27 protein-coding genes and 1 pseudogene are annotated in these 26749 nt (G+C 28.6%); 21 read left to right on the forward strand and 7 right to left on the reverse strand.

Going from position 1 to position 26749, the window contains the following annotated elements:
- Nucleotides 1-99 precede the first annotated feature (99 nt).
- Entirely contained in the window at nucleotides 100-2547 is a 2448-nt protein-coding gene (gene lon / locus I1N47_01305; protein ID WBF65768.1) for an endopeptidase La, read from the forward strand.
- A gap of 46 nt (nucleotides 2548-2593) precedes the next feature.
- Here the strand turns inward: lon and I1N47_01310 are convergent, their stop codons facing one another.
- The gene (locus I1N47_01310; protein WBF65769.1) at nucleotides 2594-3799 is read right to left on the reverse strand and encodes an aspartate/tyrosine/aromatic aminotransferase; all 1206 of its coding nucleotides are present in this window, start codon (nucleotides 3797-3799) and stop codon (nucleotides 2594-2596) included.
- Nucleotides 3800-3869: 70 nt separating this feature from the next.
- Here I1N47_01310 and uvrB point away from each other — a divergent pair, with 70 nt between their 5' ends.
- The 9 genes from uvrB to fdx all read left to right on the forward strand — a co-directional run bounded on the left by uvrB (nucleotide 3870) and on the right by fdx (nucleotide 11747).
- Nucleotides 3870-5900 carry an excinuclease ABC subunit UvrB gene (gene uvrB / locus I1N47_01315; GenBank protein ID WBF65770.1) on the forward strand — a complete coding sequence of 677 codons (2031 nt, stop codon included), beginning with the start codon at nucleotides 3870-3872 and terminating at the stop codon, nucleotides 5898-5900.
- An 18-nt stretch (nucleotides 5901-5918) separates the two neighbouring features.
- Nucleotides 5919-6413 carry a low molecular weight phosphotyrosine protein phosphatase gene (locus I1N47_01320; protein ID WBF65771.1) on the forward strand — a complete coding sequence of 165 codons (495 nt, stop codon included), beginning with the start codon at nucleotides 5919-5921 and terminating at the stop codon, nucleotides 6411-6413.
- Nucleotides 6414-6499: 86 nt separating this feature from the next.
- Nucleotides 6500-6997: an Rrf2 family transcriptional regulator gene (locus I1N47_01325; GenBank protein ID WBF65772.1), complete on the forward strand. Its 498-nt coding sequence runs from the start codon at nucleotides 6500-6502 to the stop codon at nucleotides 6995-6997.
- Nucleotides 6998-7022: 25 nt separating this feature from the next.
- Nucleotides 7023-8240 carry an IscS subfamily cysteine desulfurase gene (locus tag I1N47_01330; GenBank protein WBF65773.1) on the forward strand — a complete coding sequence of 406 codons (1218 nt, stop codon included), beginning with the start codon at nucleotides 7023-7025 and terminating at the stop codon, nucleotides 8238-8240.
- A 29-nt stretch (nucleotides 8241-8269) separates the two neighbouring features.
- The gene (gene iscU / locus I1N47_01335) at nucleotides 8270-8653 is read left to right on the forward strand and encodes a Fe-S cluster assembly scaffold IscU (GenBank protein ID WBF65774.1); all 384 of its coding nucleotides are present in this window, start codon (nucleotides 8270-8272) and stop codon (nucleotides 8651-8653) included.
- A 15-nt stretch (nucleotides 8654-8668) separates the two neighbouring features.
- Nucleotides 8669-8992, forward strand: a complete 324-nt coding sequence (locus I1N47_01340) for an iron-sulfur cluster assembly accessory protein (protein WBF65775.1) — start codon at nucleotides 8669-8671, stop codon at nucleotides 8990-8992.
- Nucleotides 8993-9002: 10 nt separating this feature from the next.
- The gene (hscB, locus tag I1N47_01345; GenBank protein ID WBF65776.1) at nucleotides 9003-9515 is read left to right on the forward strand and encodes a Fe-S protein assembly co-chaperone HscB; all 513 of its coding nucleotides are present in this window, start codon (nucleotides 9003-9005) and stop codon (nucleotides 9513-9515) included.
- Between the two features lie 32 nt (nucleotides 9516-9547).
- Nucleotides 9548-11398, forward strand: a complete 1851-nt coding sequence (hscA, locus tag I1N47_01350; GenBank protein WBF65777.1) for a Fe-S protein assembly chaperone HscA — start codon at nucleotides 9548-9550, stop codon at nucleotides 11396-11398.
- A 13-nt stretch (nucleotides 11399-11411) separates the two neighbouring features.
- The gene (fdx, locus tag I1N47_01355; protein ID WBF65778.1) at nucleotides 11412-11747 is read left to right on the forward strand and encodes an ISC system 2Fe-2S type ferredoxin; all 336 of its coding nucleotides are present in this window, start codon (nucleotides 11412-11414) and stop codon (nucleotides 11745-11747) included.
- Nucleotides 11748-11799: 52 nt separating this feature from the next.
- On the opposite strand, the gene lysS is transcribed toward fdx, so the two are convergent.
- From lysS to I1N47_01370, 3 genes and pseudogenes are all read right to left on the reverse strand, one after another.
- Complete coding sequence (gene lysS, locus I1N47_01360) at nucleotides 11800-13323, reverse strand: lysine--tRNA ligase (GenBank protein ID WBF65779.1); 1524 nt, start codon at nucleotides 13321-13323, stop codon at nucleotides 11800-11802.
- A 78-nt stretch (nucleotides 13324-13401) separates the two neighbouring features.
- A protein-coding gene (prfB, locus tag I1N47_01365; protein ID WBF65780.1) for a peptide chain release factor 2 occupies nucleotides 13402-14506 on the reverse strand; the annotation gives its coding sequence in 2 pieces (ribosomal slippage) (nucleotides 13402-14424 and nucleotides 14426-14506; 1104 coding nt in all).
- A pseudogene (locus tag I1N47_01370) lies at nucleotides 14503-14998 on the reverse strand (GatB/YqeY domain-containing protein). Before I1N47_01370 ends, prfB begins: the two are co-directional and overlap by 4 nt.
- A gap of 123 nt (nucleotides 14999-15121) precedes the next feature.
- Here I1N47_01370 and queE point away from each other — a divergent pair.
- From queE to I1N47_01390, 4 genes are read left to right on the forward strand one after another with little or no spacing between them, the layout of a single operon-like run.
- A complete protein-coding gene (gene queE, locus I1N47_01375) occupies nucleotides 15122-15757 on the forward strand; it encodes a 7-carboxy-7-deazaguanine synthase (GenBank protein WBF65781.1) in 636 nt (211 codons plus the stop codon).
- A complete protein-coding gene (gene queD, locus I1N47_01380) occupies nucleotides 15754-16200 on the forward strand; it encodes a 6-carboxytetrahydropterin synthase QueD (protein ID WBF65782.1) in 447 nt (148 codons plus the stop codon). The genes queE and queD overlap by 4 nt, the downstream gene beginning before the upstream one ends.
- Entirely contained in the window at nucleotides 16190-16663 is a 474-nt protein-coding gene (locus I1N47_01385; protein ID WBF65783.1) for a nucleoside deaminase, read from the forward strand. The genes queD and I1N47_01385 overlap by 11 nt, the downstream gene beginning before the upstream one ends.
- A gap of 49 nt (nucleotides 16664-16712) precedes the next feature.
- Nucleotides 16713-17291 carry a YigZ family protein gene (locus I1N47_01390; protein ID WBF65784.1) on the forward strand — a complete coding sequence of 193 codons (579 nt, stop codon included), beginning with the start codon at nucleotides 16713-16715 and terminating at the stop codon, nucleotides 17289-17291.
- 23 nt (nucleotides 17292-17314) lie between these two features.
- Here I1N47_01390 and trxA read toward each other — a convergent pair whose 3' ends face one another.
- Nucleotides 17315-17632 carry a thioredoxin gene (gene trxA / locus I1N47_01395; protein ID WBF65785.1) on the reverse strand — a complete coding sequence of 106 codons (318 nt, stop codon included), beginning with the start codon at nucleotides 17630-17632 and terminating at the stop codon, nucleotides 17315-17317.
- Between the two features lie 128 nt (nucleotides 17633-17760).
- On the opposite strand from trxA, the gene tsaD reads away from it, so the two are divergent.
- Nucleotides 17761-18804, forward strand: coding sequence for a tRNA (adenosine(37)-N6)-threonylcarbamoyltransferase complex transferase subunit TsaD (tsaD, locus tag I1N47_01400; GenBank protein WBF65786.1), 1044 nt, complete (start codon nucleotides 17761-17763; stop codon nucleotides 18802-18804).
- 10 nt (nucleotides 18805-18814) lie between these two features.
- On the opposite strand, the gene plsY is transcribed toward tsaD, so the two are convergent.
- The gene (gene plsY, locus I1N47_01405; protein WBF65787.1) at nucleotides 18815-19432 is read right to left on the reverse strand and encodes a glycerol-3-phosphate 1-O-acyltransferase PlsY; all 618 of its coding nucleotides are present in this window, start codon (nucleotides 19430-19432) and stop codon (nucleotides 18815-18817) included.
- A 71-nt stretch (nucleotides 19433-19503) separates the two neighbouring features.
- Here plsY and surE point away from each other — a divergent pair, with 71 nt between their 5' ends.
- The 5 genes from surE to I1N47_01430 all read left to right on the forward strand — a co-directional run bounded on the left by surE (nucleotide 19504) and on the right by I1N47_01430 (nucleotide 25132).
- Nucleotides 19504-20247 (forward strand): 5'/3'-nucleotidase SurE, encoded by a 744-nt coding sequence (surE, locus tag I1N47_01410; GenBank protein ID WBF65788.1) that lies wholly within the window; start codon nucleotides 19504-19506, stop codon nucleotides 20245-20247.
- A 61-nt stretch (nucleotides 20248-20308) separates the two neighbouring features.
- Nucleotides 20309-21091 carry a peptidoglycan DD-metalloendopeptidase family protein gene (locus tag I1N47_01415; GenBank protein ID WBF65789.1) on the forward strand — a complete coding sequence of 261 codons (783 nt, stop codon included), beginning with the start codon at nucleotides 20309-20311 and terminating at the stop codon, nucleotides 21089-21091.
- Complete coding sequence (locus tag I1N47_01420) at nucleotides 21088-21876, forward strand: 3'-5' exonuclease (protein WBF65790.1); 789 nt, start codon at nucleotides 21088-21090, stop codon at nucleotides 21874-21876. The genes I1N47_01415 and I1N47_01420 overlap by 4 nt, the downstream gene beginning before the upstream one ends.
- Complete coding sequence (rlmD, locus tag I1N47_01425; GenBank protein ID WBF65791.1) at nucleotides 21869-23176, forward strand: 23S rRNA (uracil(1939)-C(5))-methyltransferase RlmD; 1308 nt, start codon at nucleotides 21869-21871, stop codon at nucleotides 23174-23176. Before I1N47_01420 ends, rlmD begins: the two co-directional genes overlap by 8 nt.
- A 63-nt stretch (nucleotides 23177-23239) precedes the next feature.
- Nucleotides 23240-25132, forward strand: coding sequence for a SurA N-terminal domain-containing protein (locus I1N47_01430; protein ID WBF65792.1), 1893 nt, complete (start codon nucleotides 23240-23242; stop codon nucleotides 25130-25132).
- Here the strand turns inward: I1N47_01430 and rsmD are convergent.
- Nucleotides 25129-25686: a 16S rRNA (guanine(966)-N(2))-methyltransferase RsmD gene (gene rsmD / locus I1N47_01435; GenBank protein ID WBF65793.1), complete on the reverse strand. Its 558-nt coding sequence runs from the start codon at nucleotides 25684-25686 to the stop codon at nucleotides 25129-25131. The genes I1N47_01430 and rsmD overlap by 4 nt on opposite strands.
- Between rsmD and ftsY the strand changes: the two genes are divergently transcribed.
- Nucleotides 25685-26743, forward strand: a complete 1059-nt coding sequence (gene ftsY / locus I1N47_01440) for a signal recognition particle-docking protein FtsY (GenBank protein WBF65794.1) — start codon at nucleotides 25685-25687, stop codon at nucleotides 26741-26743. The genes rsmD and ftsY overlap by 2 nt on opposite strands.
- Nucleotides 26744-26749 lie beyond the last annotated feature (6 nt).

A 26749-nucleotide genomic window follows, 5' to 3' on the forward strand; every position in this document is an offset into this window, starting at 1 on the left:
AATGATATTGAATTGTTGATTATTGATACCAAATATATGTTCATATGAATTTGGATATGCGTATTTTAACTTTGTGCCTATTAAATTGAGGATTTGCTTATGTCTGCAAGCCAGACTGTTCTTTCTGAATCAGTATATTTGCCGTTACTGCCACTGAGGGATATTGTTATATTTCCTTATATGACAGTTCCTTTGTTTGTTGGTAGATCTCGTTCCATTAGAGCGCTTGAGATAGCTATGGAAGGTGATAAAAATGTTGTTCTTGTTACTCAGAAATCAGCTGGTAAAGATGAGCCTGATGCTAGTGATTTATATCATGTTGGTTGTGTGGCTAATATTTTGCAAATGTTAAAATTGCCTGACGGCACTGTGAAAGTATTAGTGGAAGGTGTTGGCAGAGTTGCAATTAATTCTGTGGAAAATTTAGAGTCACATTTTATGTGTTATGTAAATGATATAAAAAATGAACAACAAGATGTTTCTGATATAGAACTAGAAGCATTGAAAAGAGCTCTAATAGAGCAATTTGATCAGTATTTAAAATTAAACAAAAAAATTCCTACAGAGGTTTTAACATCGTTATCAGATATAAATGATATTTATCGATTTGTCGATACTATATCTGCTCATCTACCCATAAAACTTGAATATAAACAAAATATTTTAGAAATGGGATCTATAGTTGAAAGAATGGAATTTTTATTATCTCAAATAGATAGCGAAATAGAAATTTTACAAGTAGAGAAAAAGATCAAAACAAGAATAAAAAAACAGATGGAGAAAAGCCAAAGAGATTATTATCTTAATGAGCAATTTAAAGCTATACAAAAAGAGTTGGGTGAGAATGATGATAATTTAGGTTTAGATGAATTAGAAAACAGAATATCATCTACTTATTTGACAAAGGAAGCTCGTAAGAAGCTAGAGTCAGAATTTTTAAAGTTAAAGATGATGTCTCCTATGTCTGCAGAAGCTAATGTTATAAGAAATTATATTGATACAGTTCTTAGTTTGCCATGGAAGAAAAAAACTAAAATAAACCTAGATATAGGTATGGCTGAAGATGTTTTGGATGCTGATCATTATGGTTTGGATAAAGTAAAAGAGCGTATTTTAGAATATTTAGCGGTTCAAAAAAGAGTTCAGAAGATTAAATCTCCAATTTTATGTTTAGTTGGTCCTCCAGGAGTTGGTAAAACATCATTAGGTCAATCTATTGCTATGGCAACAAATAGAAAATTTGTTAGAATGGCTCTTGGTGGAGTTAGAGATGAAGCTGAAATTCGTGGTCATCGTCGCACTTATATAGGATCTATGCCTGGTAAGATTTTGCAAAATATATCTAAATCTGGTGTTCGTAATCCACTATTTTTGCTTGATGAAATAGATAAAATAGGTATGGATTTTAGAGGTGATCCTGCATCAGCATTGTTAGAAGTTTTAGATCCTGAACAAAATAATTCATTTCAAGATCATTATATCGAAGTTGATTTTGATCTTTCTGATGTTATGTTTGTTGCTACAAGTAATACTATGAATATACCTCCAGCTCTATTGGATCGTATGGAGATTATCAATTTATCTGGATATACTGAACATGAAAAGCTACATATAGCGAAACAACATCTAGTCCCAAAGTTGTTCAAGAATAATGGTTTGCTAAAGAATGAATTAGAAATTACTGAAAATGCTATATTAGATATAATTAGGTATTATACAAGGGAAGCAGGAGTTCGTTCTTTAGAAAGAGAAATTAGTAAAATTTGCAGGAAAGTTGTTAAAAATTCTTTAAAAAATAGTGAAAATGGAAAATATTCTGTTTTATCTTCAATAACTGTTGATAGTGAAAATATAGGTGATTATCTTGGCGTTCGTCGTTATGATTTTGGTTGTGCAGAAAAAGATAACAGAGTTGGGCAAGTTACTGCCTTGGCTTGGACTGAAGTTGGTGGAGATTTATTAACAGTAGAAGTAGCAGATATCCCTGGTAAAGGTAATATTTTACGAACTGGTTCTTTAGGGGATGTTATGAAAGAATCTATAGAAGCGGCTCGTACTGTTGTAAGATCAAAGTCAGAGGATTTTAATTTTTCAGAAGACATGTTTAATAAGAGAGATATGCATATTCATGTCCCAGAAGGAGCTACACCAAAGGATGGTCCTTCAGCTGGTATAGCAATTACAACAGCTATGGTATCAGCATTGTCTAAAATTGCTGTTAGATCTGATGTTGCTATGACAGGAGAGATTACTCTGAGGGGAGAGGTATTGCCAATAGGTGGACTTAAAGAGAAAATATTGGCAGCACATCGTGGTGGCATTAAAACTGTTATTATTCCAGAAACAAATGTTAGAGATTTGACTGATATACCAGATTTTGTTAAGCAAGATATTGAAATAGTCCCCGTTAAATGGATAGACAAAGTATTTGATGTTGCTTTAGAGCACCCTGTTAATTCTTCTAGTAAAAAAATATCAACAAATAAAAAACGCAGTATTAAGAAAAAAAATCAGGATAGTACAGATAGTGGTTTATTAAATCATTAGTTAAAATTAAAGGGATGATATTTTCATCCCTTTAATTTTTTAAAGACTATTTATTTAGAACTTGTGCTATGCTATAAGCTACTGTATCAACATTTCTATTATTCAATGCAGCTACGCATATTCTACCGCTAGAAACTGCATATACTGCAAATTTATCTTTTAAATTTTCTACTTGTTCTTTATTTAGTCCTGAATAAGAGAACATACCTTTCTGATTTAAAACGAAACTAAAATCTTGATTTACGCCATGTTCTTTTATCTTATTTACTAATGTTTGTCTCATGATTTTGATTCTTTGGCGCATAATGGATAGTTCTTCTTCCCATGTTTTGAACAACTCATTTGAATTTAATATAGAGCTTACAATAGTTGCTCCATGTGTTGGTGGGTTAGAATACGTTGTTCTAATAATTCTTTTGATCTGACTTAATACTTTTATTGATTCATCTTTTTCATTGGTAGTTACAGTTAAAGCTCCTATTCTTTCTCCATAAAGAGAGAATGATTTAGAGAATGATGAACTAATAAAGCAAAGAATATTCATCTCAGTAAACATTCTTATTACTTGTGCATCTTCTTCCAATCCATTGCTAAAGCCTTGATAAGCTATATCTAAAAATGGAATTAGGTTTCGATTTTTAATTATTTCTGCAATTTGTTTCCACTGTTCTTGGGTAGGATCAATGCCAGTAGGATTATGACAGCAGGCATGTAATACAATAATTGATTTTTGTTCTGCATTTCTTAATTTTGAAAGCATATTTTCAAAATCTAGTCCATGAGTAATTGGGTCATAATAAGGATAATTTTCAACATCAAACCCAGCTCGTTCGAATAATGCTTTATGGTTTTCCCAACTTGGATTGCTAATAAGAACTTTTGAATTTGGTAATAATTCTTTAAGAAAATCCGCTCCAATTTTAAGAGCTCCAGTTCCACCAAGAGTTTGCACAGTTACACTTCTATTTTCTGACAAAACTTGAGAATTTGATCCTAATAGTAATTTTGCAGCTGCTTTGTTGTAGTTAGCTATTCCGTCTATTGGTAAATATCCTTTTGGCATTACTTTTTCTATATATGATAATTCTGCTTTATATACAGATTGCATCAAAGGAATTTTTCCATTTTCATCATAATAAACGCCTACTCCTAAATTAACTTTTTCTGGTCTGTTATCAGAATTAAATTGTTCGTTAAGACCTAGTATTGGGTCACGAGGAGCTAATTGGACATGTTTAAATAAATCATTCATAATTTTAAGTACCAATAAAAGTATTTATAATATATATTTCGAAGAAATATTCTTTCAAACAGAGTTTAGCATGACATTTTGTAAATTTGTAAATTTTCCAAATAGTCCTTTTAATCTTCATAAGCCTTACGAGCCTGCTGGTGATCAGCCAAAGGCTATTGAAAGTTTGTTGAAAGGTTTGGATCATGGATATAAATATCAAACTCTTTTAGGTGTTACTGGTTCAGGTAAAACTTATACTATGGCCAATGTCATAGCTAGATCTGGAAAACAAACGCTTATTTTAGCTCCTAATAAGACGCTTGCTGCTCAACTATATGCTGAAATGAGAGATTTTTTCCCTAGTAATGCAATAGAATATTTTGTTTCTTATTATGATTATTATCAGCCAGAGGCTTATGTTCCTTCTCGTGATACCTTTATTGAAAAGGATGCACAGATTAATGCTCATATAGAACAAATGAGACTCTCAGCTGTCAAAAGTTTGTTAGAACGAAAGGATACTATAATAGTTAGTACTGTCTCATGTATTTATGGTATTGGAGATATCTCAGTTTATAATGATATTGCTCTTACTCTTAGAATAGGTAACCATATCCTGAGAGATAAGATGTTTGAACAACTAGTTTTGATGCAATATATCAGAAATGACATAGATTTTTCTAGAGGTACTTTTAGAGTTAGAGGAGAATATATTGATATATTCCCAGCTGAGAATTTTGATATGGCATTGCGAGTAGGCTTGTTTGATGATGAGATAGAATCATTAGAAATGTTTGATCCTTTGACTGGAAGTTGTATACAGAAGATTTCACGTTTTGTTGTTTACCCAGTATCTCTTTACGCTGTTCCTAGATCTAAAATCATGAATGCTATTAAAACTATAAAAGAAGAACTGGTAGAACAGTCAAATTTTTTAATAAAAGAAGGAAAAATTTTAGAGTCTCAAAGACTGGAACAACGCACAAGATTTGATCTGGAAATGTTACAAGAAACAGGCTTTTGTAAAGGTATAGAAAACTATAGCAGACATTTAAGTGGTTCTTTGCCAGGTGAGCCTCCAAGTACAATAATAGATTATTTGCCAAATGATTCATTAGTTTTTATTGATGAAAGTCATGTTACTATTGGTCAGTTATCAGGTATGTATTTTGGAGATAGGTCGAGAAAAGAGAATCTAGTGAGTCATGGTTTTCGGTTGCCGTCTGCTTTAGATAATAGACCTTTGCAATTTAATGAATTTGAAAAAAGAATCAAACAATGTATTTTCGTATCTGCAACTCCATCAAATTATGAGATAGCTAATTCTAGTTCTATAGTAGAACAATTAGCAAGGCCTACAGGCTTAGTAGATCCTGAGGTAGAAGTTAAGCCAGCTAGAACACAGATTGATGATCTATTACATCAAATAAAAAATCGTGTTAAGAAAAAAGAAAGAGTTTTAGTAACTACTTTAACAAAACGTATGTCAGAGAATTTAACAGATTTTTTGAGTGAAAATAATATAAAAGTTAAATATCTTCATTCTGATATAGATACTGTTGAGAGATCTGATATATTAAGAGATCTTCGTTTAGGTGTTTTTGATGTCTTGGTTGGTATTAATTTGCTAAGGGAGGGTTTAGATATACCTGAAGTTTCATTGGTTGCTATCCTTGATGCTGATAAGGAAGGTTTTCTGAGATCAGAGCGTAGTTTAATACAAACAATAGGGAGAGCAGCAAGAAATTTAAATGGTCATGCTATCTTATATGCAGATAGAATTACTAATTCCATAAGAAAAGCTATAGATGAAACTTATAGACGCCGTGAAAGACAGATAGAATTTAATAAAATTCATGGTATTGTAGCTAAAGGTATAAAAAAGGATGTTCGTGAATTAATAGATGGTTTATTAGTTAATAATAATTTTAATAGATCAGATAGTTCTTTGGAAAAGATAGATCGTTCTTTATTAAATAATCAGAAAAAATTATCTAAGGAAATTTCTAGGTTAGAAAAATTAATGATTAATTATGCTAATAAATTAGAATTTGAAAAAGCAGCAAATGTTAGAGATTCTTTAAATAATCTAAAACAGATGTTTTTATTTAAAAGTTAAGTTAATAAATAATTTCGTATGGCTAAAAATATATTATTTGTTTGTATGGGAAATATTTGCAGATCTCCTACAGCTGAAATTGTATTTAAACAAATTGTTCATGATTCCGGTATGAATAAGCATATTAATATTGATTCTGCTGGTACTCATGCTGAGAATAATAGGTTAGCTGATCATAGGTCTATCACCGAAGCTAAGAATAGAGGGTTTGATATTTCATCTCATAAATCACGTTCTCTCAATATTAGAGATTTTTCATATTTTGATTTGCTAATTGCTATGGATTTTGAAAATATGAGATTTATGAGAGAAATTTGTCCTCCCAAATATCTTCATAAATTAAGTATGTTGATGTGTTATTCTACAAAATTCATCGCAGATGAAGTTCCTGATCCATATTATGACGACTTGCATGGGTTTAGCATAGTATTTGAATATATAGAAGATGCTTGTAAAGGTTTGTTTAATTTTATATATGAAAATTATTCTAATGAATTCATTTTTGATAAGTGAATATATTTTTAATTGATTCCCTATTAAGTTAGTAGGATTATTGTTATAATGAGTGACCTATATAATTTATGATGGTGTAAAAACGTATGAGGTTGACAACTAGAAGTCGTTTTGCTGTGACTGCTATGCTTGAATTGGCTATAGAGTATGGTTTGTCAGAAAGTGTTAGTTTAAGTTTGATTAGTGAGCGTCATAATCTCTCTGTATCTTATTTAGAACAGTTGTTTTTGAAATTAAGAAAAAAATCTTTAGTTAGTAGTGTACGTGGCTCTAATGGCGGTTATTATTTATCACGATCCCCTAATGAAATAGTTGTAGCTGATATTATTTTTGCTGTAGATGATATTTTAGATGCTACAGCTTGTAAAGGTATGGCTAATTGTAAAAAAGATAATAATGGTAATTTTAGTAAGTGTATCACACATGATTTATGGTCTTCACTAAATCAAAAAATGTTTGAATATTTAAGTTCAATTTCATTACAAAATTTGTTAAATGCTAAGAATTTTAATAATCAAAAACCTGATTCTTTAAATTACTTGAGCCATCGTGATAATTGTATAAATGAAATAGTGTTTTTATAGATTTAAGAATTAGGATATGAGTTATATGTCAAATAAGTTGAAACCCATTTATATGGATTATTCTGCTACTACACCTGTGGATCCGAGAGTTGTGGATAAGATGATTCCATGGTTATATGAAAATCCTGGTAATCCTGCTTCTCGTAGTCATGCATTTGGATGGAAGGCTGAGGAAGCTGTAGAAAATTCTAGAAAGGAAGTAGCTAAGCTTGTTAATGCTGATTATCGTGAGATTATATGGACTTCTGGAGCTACAGAATCTAACAATTTGGCTATAAAGGGAGCCGCCAATTTTTATTCGAATAAAGGCAAGCATATTATTACTATTAAGACAGAGCATAAGGCAGTTTTAGATACTTGTAGAGAATTAGAACGCAAAGGTTTTGAGGTCAGTTATCTAGATGTACAAGAAGATGGTATTTTAGATATAGATTACTTGGGTTCTTGTATAAGAAAGGATACTATTTTAGTATCCGTTATGTTAGTTAATAATGAAATTGGTGTAATACAAGATATTAAATCTATTGGGAATTTATGTAGATCAAAAGGTGTTTTATTGCATGTGGATGCTGCTCAGGCAACTGGTAAAATTGAAATTGATTTGAAAGATTTACCAGTTGATTTAATGTCATTTTCAGCTCATAAAACTTATGGACCTAAAGGCATAGGAGCTTTGTATATATCACGTAAACCAAGAGTTAGGCTTGAGTCTCAAATGCATGGTGGAGGGCATGAGAGAGGTATGAGATCTGGCACTTTGCCAACACATCAAATAGTAGGTATGGGAGAAGCCTTTCGTATAGCTAGGGAAGAAATGTCTTTAGAAAACGAGCGTATTAAATTACTACGTGATAGATTATATCAAGGAATATCTAGTATAGAAGATACTTACATTAATGGAAGTATGGATAAGAGGATTCCTCATAATTTAAATGTAAGTTTTAACTATATAGAAGGAGAATCTTTAATGATGGCTCTGAATGGATTAGCAGTCTCTAGTGGCTCTGCTTGTACATCAGCTAGTTTGGAGCCTTCTTATGTTTTAAGAGCTCTTGGTCGTAGTGATGAATTAGCACATAGTTCTATTCGTTTCAGTTTAGGGAGATTCTCTACTATGGAAGATGTGGAGTATGCTATCGAACTACTAGAAGTAAATGTTGCTAAATTAAGAGAGTTATCTCCTTTATGGGAAATGGCTAAGGAAAATATTGATATTAGCAAAGTTCAATGGTCTGTTAATTAAATTAATTGAGTAGTTATAAAGGTAAATATATGGCTTATAGTGATAAAGTTCTAGATCATTATGAAAATCCTCGTAATGTAGGGTCATTAGATAAAAATGATAAATCTGTAGGAACAGGTATGGTAGGAGCTCCAGCTTGTGGCGATGTGATGAAATTACAAATTAAAGTAAGTAGAGATGGTTTAATAGAAGAAGCAAAATTTAAAACTTATGGTTGTGGATCTGCAATAGCTTCAAGTTCATTAGTTACTGAGTGGATAAAAGGAAAATCTGTTGATCAAGCTTTGACTATACGTAATACTGATATAGCAGAAGAACTTGCTTTACCTCCTGTGAAAATACATTGTTCTATTTTAGCAGAAGATGCTATTAGATCTGCTATAAGAGATTACAAGGAAAAAAATAAAGCATAAATGGAGCCTTATTTCATGTCTATTTCGCTTACTAAGCATGCAGCATTGAGAGTTTCTGATTTGTTATCTCAAAGAAAATCTGGTATAGGTCTTAGAATTAAAGTTAAAACAACTGGTTGTTCTGGTTTATCTTATAAACTTGAGTATGTTGATGAAAGTAGTTTGGAAGATCTTGTTTTTGAGAGTTTTGGAGTTAAAATATTTATCAAAAAAGATCATCTTATATATTTAGACGGAACTGAGATAGATTATGTAAAAGAAGGATTTAAAGAAGGTTTTAAATTCCTTAATCCTAATGAGAAGGCTAGGTGTGGTTGTGGAGAATCTTTTACAATATAAATGAATAATAATGATAGATTATCAGAAAAATTATTTTAGTTTATTTAATCTTAATGTTGCTTTTAGCATAGATGAGAGTTATCTAGATAAGACATGGAGAGAACTGTCAAATTTAGCTCATCCTGATAGACACGTAGGGTTTACTAGGATGGAGCAGTCTGCGTCTGTCAAGCTAATGTCGTTTATTAATGAAGCATATTATACTTTGCGAGATCCGATAAAAAGAGCTCGCTATATCTGTGAGATTAATGACATAGTTTTTAATAATACTAATTCTTTTAATGATTCCAATTTTCTTTTAGAACAGATGGAATTGAGAGATCGTCTTGCGTATATTATTGAACAAAAAGATATTAAAGTTTTGGATATTTTTATCAAAGAGTTACAAAATAAAAAAAATGTTCGTTTTGAATTATTATCATTTTTTTTAGATGAATCTTCGGATTATCTTAAAGCTAGTATTGTTATTAAAGAATTGATGTTTCTTGATAAAATCATGCAAGAAGCTTTGGATTATAAGTAATTGTAGTATTTTAATTTTTTTAAGTATTTATAATGACATTATTACAAATTTTAGAACCGGAAAGTCAAGATGATAAGATCTTGAAAAGAAATTTATCTATAGGTATTGATTTAGGTACAACGAATTCATTGGTTTCTTTTGTAAACGATAATTTAGAGCCAGAAATTATTTGTGATTATAACGGTTATTCTTTAATCCCATCTATCGTCAATTATAGTAGTAAAGAATGTGTTGTGGGACAAGATGCTCTTAAATTACTAGATGATGTAAGTACAATTTCTTCATTTAAAAGATTTATGGGAAGATCAATTGAAGAAATAAATGAGAATTTTCCTAACTATAATTTTGTTAGTGAAAATAATATATTAAAAATACATACTAAAAGTTGTAATATTACTCCTGTAGAGATTTCTGCGGACCTCCTTTCTTACTTAAAAAAATTAGCAGAAAATAGACTACATGAGAAAATTAGTGATGCTGTTATTACGGTTCCTGCTTACTTTGATGAAAGACAACGGCAGGCCACTAGGGATGCAGCAAATTTAGCTGGTCTAAATGTTTTGCGTTTATTAAATGAGCCTACTGCAGCAGCTATTGCTTATGGTTTAGAGAATTCTGCTGATGGCATACATGTAGTTTTTGATTTAGGAGGGGGAACCTTTGATATTTCTATTTTAAAATTGCATGATAGTATTTTTGATGTTTTATCAACATTTGGTGATACTACTCTAGGTGGTAATGATTTTGATGAGATAATAGCTAATTATATTACTGGTTTAACTCTTAATAAGAATATTTCTTTTAAAGACAAAAGAAATATTCTTATTAAATCTAAATCCATTAGAGAATTTCTGACAAATAATGAAAATTGTGAATTTAATATAGTTCTCGAAAATGGACATGTAATTTGTGGTTCTATTGATCATTTTCTTTTTAAAAAAATGTCAGAGTCTTTATTAAATAAAATTAAAATATGTGTATACCAGGCTGTAAAAGATTCAAAATTAGATATTAAAGAAGATATTCTTAATATAGTAATGGTTGGTGGAGCTACGCGTATGCCAATTATCAGAGAATTAGTTATTAATATTTTTGATAAAGAGCCATTAATCAATATTGATCCAGATAAAGTAGTTTCTTTAGGGGCTGCTTTGCAAGCAGATAGATTAGTAAATAACTATGAGAATAATTGGTTATTACTTGATGTAACTCCTTTATCTCTAGGAATTGAAACTATGGGAGGTCTTTTTGAAAAAATTATACCACGAAATAGTAAGATCCCTATATTAGCAAAACAAGAATTTACTACTATGAAAAATAATCAAAGGTCTATGAGTATTCATGTTTTGCAAGGTGAAGGTGATTTAGTTACAGAGTGTCGTTCTCTGGCTTATTTTGAATTGAATGATATTCCGCCAATGTTGTCGGGTATTCCTCGTATTGAGGTTGTATTTCAGATTGATGCAGATGGGTTATTACAAGTTTCTGCAAAAGAAACTACTAAAAATATAGAATCTAGAGTGGTAGTTAAACCATATAATGGTTTAACTACTGAAGAGATAAGGTTAATGATTCAGAAAAAAAATCTATCTAATGATAATGGTTCCAATCGTTTTTTATTAGAAAAACAACTGGAACTGCAAAAACTAATTGCAACGATTGAGGATGCTGTGAACCAAGATCCATTTGTTATTAGTGATGTTGAACTATCAAACATAAAGAATTTATTAATTGAGGCTAAGCAATATATACATGACTCAAATATTAATTTGTTAGAATCAGTTATAAATAATTTATCTACTAAAACTGAAAATTTTGCTATTTTAAGAATGAATTACCACATAAAGAAGTCTTTATTTAAAAAGAATATTATAGATATTTAATATAATACTTATTATGCCTAAAATTACAATACTTCCTCATCCAGATATTTGTCCAAATGGTAAAATTATAGAGAATGTGCCAGAAGGTTCTTCTATTTGTGAAATATTATTATCTAATGATATAGATATCGAACATGCTTGCGGTCTTGTTTGTGCTTGTACTACTTGTCATATTATTATCAAAGAAGGGTTTTCTTCTTTGAATGACATAGATGAAATAGAGGAAGATATGCTAGATAAGGCTTGGGGGTTAACATCTTTTTCTCGTTTGTCTTGTCAAGCTATAATTATGAAAGATGATCTGGTAATAGAGATACCGAAATATAGTATTAATCATGCTAAAGAATGATATTAAAAAAACTAGCACTTTTTTATTCTATTTATGTGCTAGTCTTTTGGTTTTATTCTGGCCTCATGTGAGGGAATAATATTACATCTCTAATGTTATTTTTATTAGTCAATAACATTAGCAATCTATCTATTCCTATTCCACATCCTCCAGTTGGAGGCATACCATACTCTAGTGATTTAACATAATCAAGATCTAAAAATAGTGACTCTTCTTCTATATTTATATTTTTCTTGTTAACCTGATCAAGAAATCTTTGTAATTGTTCTTCTGGATCATTTAATTCTGAAAATCCATTTGCTATTTCACGTCCTGCTATGAATAATTCAAATCTTTCTGCAATATGAGGACGTGAGTTTGACTGTTTGGCAAGAGGTGATGTTTCAGTCGGATAATCAATTATATATGTAGGTTCCCAGATTTTGGCTTCCGTAGTTTCTTCAAATAAATATAATTGTAAATATCCTAATGATATTGTTTGTAGATCTTCTATATTGGTTTTATTATTTAATTTTATTATTTCATTATATAAATAATCTTTATTATTTAGAGAATTATAATTATATTGAGGATTATACTTACATATAGCTTGACATATGCTGATTTTTTCAAATTCTTTAGAAAAATCTAATTGTTTACCTTGGTATTCTATTTTAGATTCTTTATGTATTAAGACAACTGTGCTTTTTATCAAATCTTCAGTAAAATTCATTAGCCAATTATAATCAGTATAAGCAGCATAGAATTCCATCATGGTGAATTCTGGATTATGTCTAGGGCTTACACCTTCATTCCTAAAATTACGATTTAGTTCGAAAACTCTTTCAAAACCACCAATTACTAGTCTTTTTAAGTATAGCTCTGGGGCTATTCTAAGATACATATCCATATTAAGAGAATTATGGTGTGTAACAAAAGGTTTAGCCGCAGCCCCACCTGGTATTATATGTAGCATCGGAGTTTCTACTTCCATGAAGCTACATTTATGCATATGTTGTCTAATATAATTGATGACATCACTACGTATTTTAAAGGTTTTGCGAGTGTCTTCTGATATTATTAAATCAAGATATCTTTGTCTATATTTTATATTTTGATTAGCTATGCCATGAAATTTATCAGGCATAGGTCGTATAGCTTTAGAGATTATTTTTATGGAAGAAACATTCACAGATAATTCATCTTTATTTGTTTTAAACATTATTCCTTCGACATATACTATGTCACCTATGTCAAATTGTTTAAACTCTTGATATATATCGTTACCGATTTTTTTCTTATCTAAGTATAATTGTATTCTAGCAGTGCTATCTTGTAGACTTGCAAAACTGGCTGCTCCCATAATTCTTTTGAGCATTATGCGTCCAGCAATCTGTACTTTAATATTAGATTCTTGAAGTTTTTCTTTGCTTAAATTTTTATATGCATTTATTAATTCTATATTTTTATTGCTTGGTATAAGATTATTCGGATAGTTAAAACCTGCTAACCTATTTTTTTCTAATTTAGAACGTCTTTCATCTATTAGCTTATTGTGCTCTATATCTTCAGAATTATTGTTCGTATGCTCATTCATAGTATTGTTTGTTATATATAAATTATTGATTAATTAATGTAATATTCCGCTATCTTTAATTATTTATAATGTATCTCTTTATATTCCCTGTTTAAGGCTTGATTGAATAAATATATCTAAATCACCATCTAAAACTTTTTGTGTATTAGATACTTCAACATTTGTTCTGTTATCTTTAATTCTACTTTGATCTAATACATATGACCTTATTTGATGCCCCCAGGCAACATCGGTTTTCGAATCTTCTAATAATTTTTTTTCATGTAGACGATTTCTTATTTCTAAGTCGTATAGTTTGGATTTTAATATTTGTAAAGCTTCGGCTTTATTTCGATGTTGGGATCTATCATTTTGACATTGCACTACTATTCCTGTAGGGTTATGCGTTATTCGAACGGCAGAATCAGTTTTATTTATGTGTTGTCCACCAGCACCACTAGCTCTATATGTATCTATTCTTAAATCAGACTGGTTTATTTCTATTTCAAATGAATCATCTATTTCTGGGTAAACAAATATGCTAGCAAAAGATGTGTGTCTACCATTGGAAGAATCAAAAGGGCTTTTTCGTACAAGTCGATGTATTCCTGTCTCAGTTCTTAGATAGCCATATGCATAGCTACCAATTATTTTTAATGTAGCAGATTTTATTCCTGTAATTTCACCTAATGATTCTTCTATAATTTCAATTTTAAATCCCTTTTTTTCCGAATACCTGATGTATTGTCTCATTAACATAGAAGCCCAGTCCTGAGCTTCTGTACCACCAGCACCAGATTGAATATCTAAAAAACAATTGAGAGAATCAGTCTTATTTATGAACATTCTTTTGAATTCTAATGATTCTATTGTTTCTTTGAATAAAATAACATTGGATTCTAAGTCTTTTATTAATTGATTATCATTATCTTTTTGTGCTAAATAGAATATTTCTATAGAGTCTTTAATATCATCATATATTTTAGTTAGTTCAAATACTGTTTCTTCTAATATTTTTTTTTCTTTGCTAATTTTTTGTGCATAATGATGATCATTCCATAGATCAGGATTTTCTAATTCTGCTTCAATAATTTTTAATTTCTCTATTTTTTTATCATATTCAAAGATACCTCCGTAATTCTAGTACTCTTCTTAGAAAATCTTTCATTGTAATTAGTATATTATTTTGGCCTTCTATATTCATATTTTGCTATTCATTAAATTTATATTTTCATTTATTACTAAAATTTTTTGGATATCTTTGACAATTGCAGACATATTAACCATACCAATCAATGTTTTTTTACAATTTTTGTTATTTTTCAATAAAAACTTTGTTATTGATCCCTTTTGCATTAACAAATGAAACGGCATTATTGATTGCTTGATTTATCTCTTCATCGGAGGTTTGATTTAGTAACAATTCGTCGAGAATTAAAATTTCATTTTTTTCTTGTATGAGACTCTAAGTTCTTTGTTTACTTTTGTGGATTCTAGAATTGATTCTAACCTTTTATTGATTCGTTTTTCAATTGTATAAAGTATATCAATATTATTGACTTGTGTCTTTCCTTCTGTTTTTTTCTTTGATTGCTGTAAACACAAGTTTTAAAGTACTTGATTTTTCTGTTTGACGACTTTTCAATAAAGTTATTAATTTATCATGTATAGTATCTTTAGTATTTATTGAGTTCATGAGCTAATCTTAAAAAAGTATAGTATATTTCGATATATTAAATGATTTATAAAATATTTTGTACTATATTAGTGGTCTTATTATTTTTATATTATTATTATTATTATTATTATTATTATTATTATGTCTTATTCTGTAAAAGAAATATTCAAAACATTACAAGGTGAGGGTTTTCATTCTGGAAGGACTGCAGTTTTTTGCAGATTTGCAGGATGTAATTTATGGAATGGTTTGGAAAAAGATAGATTATCGTCAGAATGTAAATTTTGTGATACTGATTTTATTGGAACTAATGGTGTTAATGGAGGTAAATTTAAGGATGTTGATTTATTAGTGCAAAGCATTTCAAAAGAATGGGGTAGTGAGAATTATAAAGATCGTTATGTTGTTTTAACTGGTGGTGAACCATTACTTCAAGTTGATATGAAATTAATTAATGCATTACATAATTCTGGTTTTTTTATTGCTATTGAAACAAATGGTACTATTATTCCTCCTGATGGCATAGATTGGATTTGTGTAAGTCCTAAAGTCTCAAGAGATATAATTTTAAAATCTGGTAATGAAATCAAAGTTGTTTACCCACAGTTAAATATGGATATGGAAAATTTTCTACATATGGATTTCGAACATTTTTTCTTGCAGCCTTTATATGATAAAAACTTAAAAGATAATACTAGACTATCTATTGAATATTGTATTGCACATCCAAAATGGCGTCTTAGTCTCCAAACTCACAAATATATAGGTATTCCATGATTTCAATTACTAGGAAGTTAGAGTTTGACGCAGGTCATAGAATTCCTAATCATAAAGGTCAATGTAAAAATATACATGGTCATAGGTATGTATTAGAAATTACTCTGGAAGGTTTTTTGTCTAAAGTTGATAGTGAATGTGATTATGGTATGGTTATGGATTTTGCTGATGTAAAATCCATTGCTATGGAATATATTGTTTCAAATTGGGATCATGCGTTTTTAGTATATGATCAAGATCTATTGGTCTTAAATTTTTTAAGTACATTACCTAATCATAAAACCGTAGTTTTAGATAGAGTTCCAACAGTAGAAAATTTATCATTAATTGCTTATAACATTTTATTTCCTATTTATAAAAAAGTTTATGATAAAAGTTTAATTTTAAAAAAAATACGTATTTATGAAACTCCTAATTGTTGGGCTGAGTATCATGGAACATGACCATATGATGTTGGAATTAGCATTAAAAGAGGCTGAAAATGCTTATAAAATTGGAGAGGTTCCAGTAGGTGCTGTTATAGTTGATGGTTTTAGAAATCCTATTGGTTATGGATATAATAGGACTATCATCGATAACGATCCTACAGCTCATGCTGAAATAGTGGCCATTCGTTCTGTTGCAAAAAATATAAATAATTATAGATTTCCTGGAATGAGTATATATGTAACTTTAGAGCCTTGTCTTATGTGTTTGGGTGCTATTTTTAGTGCTAGAATAACAAGAGTGATCTTTGGAGCAAAAGATTATAAAACAGGAGTTTGTGGTAGCGTTATTAATTTACCTTCTTTTAGAAAAATAAATCATCACACTAATGTTTTACAATTTAATGGTGATATAGTGTCAAATTGCAGCCATATTTTAAGTAAATTCTTTAAGAGTTTACGTACTACTAACATTTCCTAAAATATTGTTATTTATTATTTTTATTGCAATTATTTAGAAGCTTAAATGTATGAAATCTTTGGTTGGAAATTGTATATATGAATGTTTTATTAAAAAAAGTCGTTTTTTAACTAAGGCCTCGTACGTTGATAGCTGTAAAGAAGCTGAGTTTTTTTTTGAACAACATTTTTCTAGAACAGCAACTCATAATTGTTGGGCATTTAGAGTTGGTAGTATAGCTCGTTTAAATGATGATAAAGAGCCGAGTGGAACAGCAGGAAAATCTATTTTTGATGTTATAGAAATGAACAACTTAGATAGAATAGCTATCCTTGTATCACGTTGGTATGGTGGAGTAAAATTAGGAAGTGGTGGGTTAGTTAGAGCTTATCGTTTTTGTGCTTCTGAATGTGTAAGTACAGGGATACTAGTAGATATTCTCAATTACTCATCTTTAAAATGTAAACTTGAAATTAGATATTTTGCTTTGTTGAATAATAGACTAAGACAAATAGATTATGTTGAGTTGTTATCAGAGGAGTTTTACGGTAAATTTGTCGTTATTAAAATAAAAATACCATCTAATAATACTAATTTAGTTACTAATATAGTGAACGATATTACTAAAGGTAGTGTTATATGGTTATAAATTAGTAATATCGTCTCAATAGTTTACTGTTTTGCTGTATTAATTATTTCTTCTAGTTGTTTTGCTGATAAAGATCCTGGTTTTGAATATACAATTTCTTGATCTTTGTATATTAAAATTGTTGGTATAGATCTGATATTTAACGATGATGCTAACTTAGATTCATTATCTATATTTATTTTGACAAATAAAATATCTTTATATTTTTTTGAAGTTTCTTCAAAAATAGGAGCAAAATTACGACAAGGGCCACACCAGGGGGCCCAAAAATCAACTACAATAATACCATTTTTTTTAATGGTTTCATTAAATGATTCTTGATCTAGATTTAGTAAATTCATTTTTACCTCGTAAATTTATAGAGATTTTTTAGTATTAATTCAATATATTGTTTTCGATAGAAACATTTTTATTTTACCATTAAGTTTATTTTATATTATAAATAATATTACATTATTAGAGATTTTTAATGATTGTTCTAGGATTCGAAAGTTCTTGTGATGATACTGGAGTATCAATATTCTGTAGTGATCGAGGTGTTATTGTAAATTTAGTGAATAACCAATCTACCACCCATAAAGATTATGGAGGGATAGTTCCAGAATTAGCATCTAGAGATCATATAAATAAAATTTCTCTTTTGACGAAAAAAGCTTTTGAAAAAAGTGGTTTATCTTTTTATGATATAGATGCTATTGCCTATACTCTTGGTCCTGGATTGAGTGGCTCACTTTTAATTGGATCTAGTTTTGCACAAACTGCAGCCTGGTCTATGAATATACCTGCTATTCCAGTACATCATTTAGAAGGTCATTTACTGTCCCCATTGATTTCTAATGAAAAGTTAGATTTTCCATTTATTTCTTTATTGGTTTCAGGTGGGCATACTCAATTAATGGTAGTTAATAAAATTGGTGATTATAATATTATAGGGGAGACTTTGGATGATGCAGCTGGTGAAGCTTTTGATAAAACTGCTAGGTTAATGGGCTTAGAATATTGTAATGGAGCTGAAATTGCAAAATTAGCTGTTAATGGTGACTCTGATGCTTTTCAAATTCCAAAACCTATGTTTAATAGTGCTAGTCTAGATTTTAGTTTTAGTGGTCTAAAAACAGCAGCGATGATTAAAATAAAAGAACTACAGTCGAAAGAAATATTTGATAATAAAGCTCAAGCAAATATTGCGGCATCTATTCAAAAATCAATAATAGATATATTGACTCATAAGAGTTATTTAGCTGTAAAGAGAACAGGTATTAAAACAGTAGTAGTTGCCGGTGGTGTAAGTGCTAATAATTTATTACGTACTAGTATGTTAGAGTCATTAAAGTCTTTATCTTGTGAAGTTTATTTCCCACCATTAGAGTTGTCTACTGATAATGCTGCTATGATTTCTTTTGCTGCATATTTAAGAATCAAATATAACTTAATTAATATTGACAATCTTAAATATAATTTTTCAGTGAAACCAAGATGGAATTTAAAAGATGTAAATAATATATACATATGATATATATTATTTACATCTTATTTTCTTTGTTTTCTAGTAGTCTGATGATATTGTTTTTGTGTCTATATAATAAGGTAATACATATTATTAATAATAATATAAAAAAAGGTTTTTTTGTTTCCCATAATATTTTATCAAATATTAAATAATATATTGGTGTTAGTAAGCTAACTATAATTGAAGAAAGAGATGAATATTTATAAATTTTTGCTATTGTTAACCATGTTATAAAAGAGATAAAAGCTAGTATAGGTTCTATATTTATTAAAATTCCAAAGAATGTAGCCACACCTTTACCACCTGTAAATTTTGTAAATATAGGATATATGTGTCCTAATAATATAGCAATTGCACTAAGACATATTATTTCTATTGGTGGGTTATAGCATAATTGTACTATTTTCAAACCTATATATCCTTTTGATATGTCTCCAATAAGAGTTAATATAGCTGCTGATTTATTTCCAGTTCTTAGCATATTAGTAGCACCGGGGTTTTTTGATCCAAATGTTCTCGGATCTTCTAGATGCATAATCTTACTGATTAAAATGGCAGAAGGAATTGATCCAATCAAATATGAAATTAATATTAATGACAAATAGTTTTTATTTAGTATCTCTGTATACATAATACGCCTCCATAACTATGTGGTATAGTTTTAATATTATAATTATTAATTAATTTATATATAGGTTTTTAATGCGTATTCTTCTATCTAATGATGATGGTTATCATGCTAAAGGTTTAAAAAAGTTAGCTTACTCTTTGCAAAACATAGTGGATTTGCAAGTTGTCGTACCTGAATCTAATTGTAGTGGTGTATCCAATTCACTAACTCTTAATAGACCATTGAATGTTCATGTAAATTGTGATGATTTCATGATAGTGAATGGTACTCCAACAGATTGTGTTCATTTATCTTTAACAGGCTTGCTAGATAAAAAACCAGATTTAGTTATATCTGGAATAAATAATGGAGCAAACATGGGTAATGACGTTCTATATTCAGGAACTGTTGCTGCTGCAAGAGAGGCCTTTGTCCTTGGTATTCCTGCTATAGCTTTTTCTTTAGTGGGTAAAGGTTGGAAACATATTGATAGTGCAGTTAAAATAGCTAGTATTTTTACCAAAAGCTATATTGATTATAGAATAAAAGATCTTTTTTTATTAAATATAAATATACCTGATGTTAGTTTAAATTCTATAAAAGGAATTTTGATAACAAAATTAGGTAAAAGGCTGCCTTCTAAAAATATGATGAAAAGTTATAATCCTTATGGAGAACCAGTTTACTGGATAGGTCAATTAGGGCCATCTGTTGATGATATTGAAGGAACTGATTTTTGTGCAATTTCTAAAAATTATATATCAGTTACATTATTATCAAATCTTAATAATGATATTTCATTTCTAGAAGAATGGGTTTCAAAAATAGTTATTTAAATTTTAATTGTTATGAATTTATATAATATTTTTTATGTTTTTCAAATATTATTTTTAGCATATGATTATTTTTGTTTTACTTTTTAGTAAATTGAAACAAAAAATTTATGATTTTTTGTTTCTATTCGTCATAGTTTTGTCTTTTTGTCTATATGGCTGCAATAGTTGTAGTCACAATATGGCTAGAATCACAGATATCTCAGTCGTTAATGATGATTTGCGCTTATTTAATTTCTATATAGTTCAATCAGGCGATAGTTTATTCAAAATAGCTAAACAGTACAATGTTGACATTGGTACTATCAAGGAAATTAATAAAATTAGTAATGATATTATTAAAATTGGTGATACGCTATATATACCATCTTCTGTTCATGATAATACACAGAGAAGATTATCGAATTTAACTATTGGTAAGTCTGTAAAATCTACTAAAAAGATACATAAATTTAGTACAAAAGAAATAAAAAAAACTGTGGATAATGGTTCTTGGATTTGGCCTTGTAATGGAGATATTATAACTAAATTTGATTCTTATAATAGAGGCATAGATATTTCTGGCAATATTGGAGATTCTGTTGTAGCAGTTTCTGATGGGAAAGTTGTATATAGTGGGAACGGAGTTCGTGGTTTTGGCAACTTATTAATTATAAGTCATAATGATGGATTTATAACAGCTTATGCTCATAATAGTAAACTTTTGGTAGTTACTGGTGATATAGTTTCTAAGAATATGAATATTGCTGAAATGGGGAAAAGTGATTCAGATTGTTGTAAATTACATTTTGAAATTAGAAAGAATGGTGTTCCAATAGATCCATTAAAAGTTCTTCCTGTAAGATGAAATCAATATTAGTATTTGACATTGAAACCATACCTGATATAGATGGTTTAAGAAAACTTAATAGTTTTGATAATAGTCTTTCTGATTTTCAATTGCTTGAGATAGTAAAGCAAGAGCGTATAAAAAAAAATGGTCATGATTTTCTACCACTACATTTACATCGAATAGTTTCGATTAGTTGCCTATTTAGAAATAATGATGTAATAAGCATAAAAACATTAGGCCAAGAAGATGATTCAGAACAATCAATGCTGTTATTATTTTTTAAAATTATAGACCGTTATATACCTAGATTAGTTACTTGGAATGGTTCTGGATTTGATTTGCCTGTTATCCATTATCGCAGTTTAATTAATAAAGTTGTTTCTGGTAAATATTGGGATTTAGGTGAGTACAGTAGAGAATTTAAATTCAATAATTATATAAATCGTTATCATAATAGACATATAGATTTGATGGATGTATTGTCAAAGTATAATGCACGTGCTAGTGTCCCTATGGATGAATTAGCAAAATTATGTGATTTCCCTGGCAAGATAGGAATGGATGGCAGTATGGTATGGGAGGCTTGGTGTAATGGCGATATAAAATCTATTAGATCATATTGTGAAACAGACGTTGTAAATACCTGGTTGTTGTATTGTAGATTTTGTTTATTTGAAGGTTCTTTAAATATTGATTCTTATCAAAAAGAAGTTTCCTTTATAAAAAAATATATTTCAAATCTTGAAGATGACCATTGGGTTAGATTTATTGCTTCTTGGAAGGATATATTGAGTGAGTGATGTTTTAGAGATTAATTCTGTTGATTTAAATGCTAGAGGTATATCTCGCTATAATAACAAAGTTATATTTGTTGATGGTGTTTTGCCTGGAGAAAAAGTATTAGTTGATATCGTTAAAAAAACAAAAAAATATGATTTAGCAATATTAAAACAGATATTAATGCAGTCAAATTTTAGAAGAAAACCTTTTTGTGAGTATTTTGGTACATGTGGTGGTTGTATTATGCAACATATAGATACGAGGTCACAGGTATCTATTAAACAACGTATATTAGAAGATAATTTATTTCATTTAGGAAAAACAAATCCGAGTTTTATTCTACAGGCTGTCTATGGATTAGATCATCAATATAGATGTCGGGCTAAATTTTCTGTCAAATTAGGAGCAAAAAAATCATTTGTTTTACTTGGTTTTCGCGCGCGTCATAGTATATTTGTTACTGACATTAATTATTGTCCAATTTTGCATAAAGATATTAGCAAATTAATTTTGCCGTTGAAAGAGGTTGTTTCTCAACTTTCAATTTCGAAAAACATATCTAATATAGAAGTGTCTATAGGAGATAATTTAGTAATTCATTTTTTGATTTGTACTTTTGATCAATTAAGTTATAGTGATAAAATTATTTTATTGAAATTTGAGGAAAAACATAATACCAAATGTTGGATTCAAAGAGCTAGGAATCAAGAAGTCTATCAGATAAGTAATAACTATAGAGAATTATATTACTCACTACCTGAATTTGGATTTCTAATGCATTTTAATGTGAATGATTTTACGCAAATAAATCATTCAGTGAACAGGATAATGGTATCGAGAGTTTTGTCATTGTTAGATATTAAGGCATCAGATGTAATATTAGATTTGTTTTGTGGTTTAGGAAACTTTACTTTGCCATTAGCTACAAAGGCTAAGAAAGTTATAGGTATAGATATAAATAATGATTTGATTGCGAGAGCTTCAAATATATCAATGTTTTATAAATTAGATAAAATTATAAGTTTTAAGGTTTTAAATCTATTTAAAATAGGAATTAATTGGTTTTCTAATATCGAAGCTTTCGATATTTTAATACTAGATCCTCCTCGTGAGGGAGCATTTTCTATAGTTAAATCGTTGTCTGCTTGTAAAAAAAAATTGCCAAGAAGAATTGTATATGTTTCTTGTAATCCTTCTACTTTATCTAGAGATGTTAATGTATTAGTATATGAGTGTGGTTATGTCTTAAAATGTTCAGGAATTATAAATATGTTTACTCATACAGGACATGTTGAATCTATAACAGTACTCGAATTATAGTATTTTTTGATTATCTTTTTATACTACTATTATTATAATAATTATTTTTTATTGCTGCATATTATGTTTGAATTTCTTAGAAAAAAATCTCGGTGGATAGTTTTAATAGCAATAATTTTCATTACACCAGCTATTTTTTTTTCTGGGATAATGATGGGAAACAAGTCCCATAAAGATAAAAAAATAGTTTCTATAGGTAATTCTAATATAACACTTTTTGATTTTGAAAAAACTTATTCTAGTTTTATAAGGAAAACCATTTCAGATACGAAGTATGAGATAGATATATCTTTAGTAGATACACCTAAAATGAGAAAATATTTTTTAGAAGAACTAATAAATTCAAATATTTTAAATCAAACAGCACTTGATCTAAAAATATCTGTATCTGATGATGTTCTTTATAAATATATATCTTCTTTAGATTGGGGCAATGGTTACAATAATTTTTCTAAGTCTAACTATCTAAGTGCTTTGCGTAGTGCAGGAATTACACCAAGAAAATTTGAAGAAGATCAAAGAATATATTTATCAGGACGAAAATTAATAAATTTTATTAGTATATCTCCTATATTTCCTGAAAAATCATTAGACTATTTTATCAAATCTTCTTTACAAAGAAGAACTGCACGTTTCATCTATTATAGATATAAAGAATTTGAAGATAATATATCAGTTCAAGAAGAAGAGACCTCAACATGGTATAAGAATAATAATGAATTGTTAGAAATTCCTTTTAATATAGATCTTGATTATATGATTTTAGATCAAGATAATATTTCTTTTGATATTAATATAACAGATGATGATATTAATAATTTCTACAATAAAAACATTTTGCCTAATAATGAAATGCGTTCTTTCGATTATATTTATATAGAAAAGAAAGATGGTGGATTATTAGATATAGATAAAGCTTCAAATATATTGGAAATTGTAATTAAAGATCCAAATAAATTCAAGTCTTTTGCTATTAGCAAAGTAGATAATAGTCAGATAAATAATTTTTATACTAAAGATCATTTGTTAGATGATTATGGATCTGAGTTTTCTGAGATTGTGTTTAATCTAGAGGAAGGCAAAATATCTAACATAATAGAAACTAATAATGGTTTTTATATCGTTAAACTTATAAAAATAGCTAATAATACTAATTACACTAAAGATCAAATAAAAGATGTTATTTTTAAACAAAAGAAAAATTTAAATTTTTTGGATTTAATATCAAAAATTAGAGATTCTATTTATTATGATAATAAAGATTTAAATGATATTTCTACGGAATTATCTTTAAATATTGAAAGTTTGTATGGATTAACAAGAGATGGTAGTGTAATTAATTCTTATGATAATAAAAATTATTACTTCAAAGATAGAAAAATATTAAATATGCTATTTAATGATTTTCTATACAATGAACGTAATTATAATATTGTCCAGCTTTCCTCTACAAAATTTGTTATTGTTAGAATCAATTCTTCACATGACGCTTATATTCCATCATATGATTTGGTTAGAGATTCTATAAAGAAAATTGTTATATCTGATAAAAGTAGAGATTTAGCAATAAAAAATGCTAAAGAACTTATAGTTTCTTTAAACGATGCTAATTCTTCTAAAAATTTATCAAATAAATTTTCTAAACCAATAGAATTTATGCGTAATAAAGGAAATATTGATATTCCAGTAGAAGTTTCTGATTTTATTATGAAAATGGCTCATTTTAAGTTGCCCTCATATGATTTTATTCCCCTAGATTCTGGTCTTTACATCATTAAATTAGAAAAAATTGATGAATGTAATAATTACGATGATGTAAATAAAGATTTTAGAAAAATATTTTTTGAGAGTTACGGTACATCTGAATCTATGGCATTTATTAGATATTTGAGAGATAAATATAATTTAAAATTATTTAATAGTATTAATGAGATTCTGAATTTTAAAATAGATTAGATCTTATATTCATAAAGATTGAAGTAAACTTGTCCAGCTTTTTTGGTGCGTATTAAATTTAGATAGTTTGGTATTTTTATAATTGAATTTGATTCGATATAAACTATACTATTATTATTTAGTACTCTTGGTAAATAAGGCCATATTTTTTCAAGTTCATTATTTTGAAATGGAGGATCTAATAAAATTAGATCAAATTGTTTTGTTTGTTTTTGTTGAAGAAAATCTATAGCTTTTCCTGAAAATATTTTTACTTGGTCAAGTGATATTTTTTTACATATAAGTTGAATTGATTTTGTAGCTTGTTTATTATACTCTACCATTTGTATGAAACTAGCACCTCTGGAAGCGGCTTCAAATCCTAATGATCCACTGCCAGCAAATAAATCAAGTATGGTTTTATTTGTAAAATTATTGTTCCATTTGTTATTTAACCAATTAAATAATGTTTCTTTAACTCTATTCGGAGTTGGACGTAATCCATTAATTTTAGGAAATGTAATCTTGGTGTTTTTATATATCCCAGAAATAATATAAACAGAGTTATTAGTCATGTTTGATTTTTTTAAAAGTAAATTTAGTAAAAAGATTAATTCTAATAATAGTACATTAGAATCAGAAGAAAAAATATCAAAAGAATATTCTATAAATGAACAGCATCAAGAAAATATTAATTCTGAAAAACATAATGATGATAATAAATATTCTATTTTTAAATTACTTAGGAAAAGTTTATCTAATACAAGTAACAATCTAACCAGATTTTTTAGAAGATCAACAATAGATGAAACTATTTTTGAAGAGTTAGAGTCTATTTTAATAATGTCAGATGTAGGATTTGAAGCATCTAGCGATATAATAAATTTATTAAAATCGAAATTTTTAAAAAGAAATACATTTGAAATTAAAGAAGTAGAAAATGAATTATATACAATATTAACCGATCGTTTAAAAGTTTTAGAAAGTAAAATTCATATTAATTATAAACCTAGTATTTTTCTAATAGTAGGAGCTAATGGAGTAGGAAAGACTACATCAATTGCTAAAATAGCTTCCTATTTCAAGTCTTTAAACTTGACAGTATTATTAGTGGCAGCAGATACATTTCGTGCTGCTGCTGTGGATCAATTGCAGAAATTGGGAGATAATAATAATATAATGGTATACTCTAAAGCAGGGGTACGGGATCCTTCTTCTGTAGTTTTTGATGGTATTAATTTTGGTAAAGCTCAAAATGTTGATGTTATTATTATAGATTCTGCCGGAAGATTGCCTTCAAATATAAATTTGATGAATGAATTAACAAAAGTAAAAAAAGTTATATCTAAAGCAAATAATGGTGAGCCTTATGAAACCATATTAGTTATAGATGCTAACTCAGGTCAGAGTAATATTGCACAAATATCATCTTTTGATAATTATGTAGGTATATCTGGTTTATTTATCGCTAAGTTAGATGGGACGGCTAAAGGTGGCATCCTAGTTTCTGTCGCTTATGGTAAAAATAATATTCGCAAAATTCCTGTTTATTGGATAGGTATAGGAGAAAAGAAGGATGATATGTTATCTTTTGTAGCTGAAGATTTTGTAGAGGCTATGTTAGATAAATAAAAAATA

Origin of the sequence: Candidatus Kinetoplastibacterium crithidii (assembly GCA_027557655.1) — a bacterium.
GTDB classification, from domain to species: domain Bacteria; phylum Pseudomonadota; class Gammaproteobacteria; order Burkholderiales; family Burkholderiaceae_B; genus Kinetoplastidibacterium; species Kinetoplastidibacterium crithidii_C.

Bases quoted from the DNA above. Each gene is read 5' to 3' on its own strand.
- lon (WBF65768.1), top strand. From the start codon at position 100: ATGTCTGCAAGCCAGACTGTTCTTTCTGAATCAGTATATTTGCCGTTA.
- I1N47_01310 (WBF65769.1), bottom strand. From the start codon at position 3,799: ATGAATGATTTATTTAAACATGTCCAATTAGCTCCTCGTGACCCAATA.
- uvrB (WBF65770.1), top strand. From the start codon at position 3,870: ATGACATTTTGTAAATTTGTAAATTTTCCAAATAGTCCTTTTAATCTT.
- I1N47_01320 (WBF65771.1), top strand. From the start codon at position 5,919: ATGGCTAAAAATATATTATTTGTTTGTATGGGAAATATTTGCAGATCT.
- I1N47_01325 (WBF65772.1), top strand. From the start codon at position 6,500: ATGAGGTTGACAACTAGAAGTCGTTTTGCTGTGACTGCTATGCTTGAA.
- I1N47_01330 (WBF65773.1), top strand. From the start codon at position 7,023: ATGTCAAATAAGTTGAAACCCATTTATATGGATTATTCTGCTACTACA.
- iscU (WBF65774.1), top strand. From the start codon at position 8,270: ATGGCTTATAGTGATAAAGTTCTAGATCATTATGAAAATCCTCGTAAT.
- I1N47_01340 (WBF65775.1), top strand. From the start codon at position 8,669: ATGTCTATTTCGCTTACTAAGCATGCAGCATTGAGAGTTTCTGATTTG.
- hscB (WBF65776.1), top strand. From the start codon at position 9,003: ATGATAGATTATCAGAAAAATTATTTTAGTTTATTTAATCTTAATGTT.
- hscA (WBF65777.1), top strand. From the start codon at position 9,548: ATGACATTATTACAAATTTTAGAACCGGAAAGTCAAGATGATAAGATC.
- fdx (WBF65778.1), top strand. From the start codon at position 11,412: ATGCCTAAAATTACAATACTTCCTCATCCAGATATTTGTCCAAATGGT.
- lysS (WBF65779.1), bottom strand. From the start codon at position 13,323: ATGAATGAGCATACGAACAATAATTCTGAAGATATAGAGCACAATAAG.
- queE (WBF65781.1), top strand. From the start codon at position 15,122: ATGTCTTATTCTGTAAAAGAAATATTCAAAACATTACAAGGTGAGGGT.
- queD (WBF65782.1), top strand. From the start codon at position 15,754: ATGATTTCAATTACTAGGAAGTTAGAGTTTGACGCAGGTCATAGAATT.
- I1N47_01385 (WBF65783.1), top strand. From the start codon at position 16,190: ATGGAACATGACCATATGATGTTGGAATTAGCATTAAAAGAGGCTGAA.
- I1N47_01390 (WBF65784.1), top strand. From the start codon at position 16,713: ATGAAATCTTTGGTTGGAAATTGTATATATGAATGTTTTATTAAAAAA.
- trxA (WBF65785.1), bottom strand. From the start codon at position 17,632: ATGAATTTACTAAATCTAGATCAAGAATCATTTAATGAAACCATTAAA.
- tsaD (WBF65786.1), top strand. From the start codon at position 17,761: ATGATTGTTCTAGGATTCGAAAGTTCTTGTGATGATACTGGAGTATCA.
- plsY (WBF65787.1), bottom strand. From the start codon at position 19,432: ATGTATACAGAGATACTAAATAAAAACTATTTGTCATTAATATTAATT.
- surE (WBF65788.1), top strand. From the start codon at position 19,504: ATGCGTATTCTTCTATCTAATGATGATGGTTATCATGCTAAAGGTTTA.
- I1N47_01415 (WBF65789.1), top strand. From the start codon at position 20,309: ATGATTATTTTTGTTTTACTTTTTAGTAAATTGAAACAAAAAATTTAT.
- I1N47_01420 (WBF65790.1), top strand. From the start codon at position 21,088: ATGAAATCAATATTAGTATTTGACATTGAAACCATACCTGATATAGAT.
- I1N47_01430 (WBF65792.1), top strand. From the start codon at position 23,240: ATGTTTGAATTTCTTAGAAAAAAATCTCGGTGGATAGTTTTAATAGCA.
- ftsY (WBF65794.1), top strand. From the start codon at position 25,685: ATGTTTGATTTTTTTAAAAGTAAATTTAGTAAAAAGATTAATTCTAAT.
- rsmD (WBF65793.1), bottom strand. From the start codon at position 25,686: ATGACTAATAACTCTGTTTATATTATTTCTGGGATATATAAAAACACC.